At 45.3% G+C, this 706-nt stretch carries 2 protein-coding genes; both read right to left on the bottom strand.

The window, feature by feature from the left end; genetic code table 11:
• Window positions 1-210: HisA/HisF-related TIM barrel protein (locus tag ACWHAR_RS27275; RefSeq protein WP_452088457.1), on the bottom strand; the 210-nt coding region annotated here is incomplete at its 3' end.
• Window positions 207-706: imidazole glycerol phosphate synthase subunit HisH (gene hisH, locus ACWHAR_RS27270; RefSeq protein WP_452088456.1), on the bottom strand; the 500-nt coding region annotated here is incomplete at its 5' end. The genes ACWHAR_RS27275 and hisH, both read right to left, overlap by 4 nt.

The following is a 706-nucleotide window of genomic DNA, read 5'->3' as shown; positions in this document are numbered from 1 at the left end:
AATCACATGGCGGTCATTCACTCTTTTCCCTTCTTTGGCCCCGTCGAGATCAACGAGATGGATCCATTCGGCACCCTCTTTCGCAAATAACTCAGCCATGTCGTACGGTGAATCGCCATATATCGTTTCCTTATTGTAATCCCCTTGAACAAGGCGGACACATTTGTCTTTTCTCATATCAATTGCCGGATATAATGTAAAAGCACTCATTTTTTCACCTTCTGTTCTCCTGCCATTTTCGTAAATTGAGTTAAAATAGACATTCCGACCGTGCTGCTTTTTTCCGGATGAAATTGGGCGCCGAAGACGTTTCTTTTTCCGACTACAGCAGGCACTCGCACACCATAATCGGCGCTTGCCAGAAGCGCGTTCTCCTCCATCCCGTCAATGTAATAGGAATGAACGAAGTAAGCGTAGCCTTGTTCTGTTTTAGTCAGCAGCGGAGATTCATTATGAAAAGAAAGACGATTCCAGCCCATATGCGGAACCTTCAGCTTGTTTCCTTTTTCATCTTCTGCTTTCAGCCTGACTGCTTTTCCTTTTAACAGCCCGAGTCCTGAAGCGGTGCCGTTTTCTTCGCTTTCTTCAAATAAAAGCTGCATGCCTAGGCAGATCCCTAGAAGCAGTCTTCCCTCTAAGACCATATCGTGAATCAATTGATCAAGCTTCGTGTAGCGCAAATTGTCCATCGCGTCTCCAAATGAAC

It is taken from the genome of Bacillus sp. LR--39 (assembly GCF_053613335.1).
This window is presented reverse-complemented; position numbering and strand designations above follow the sequence as displayed.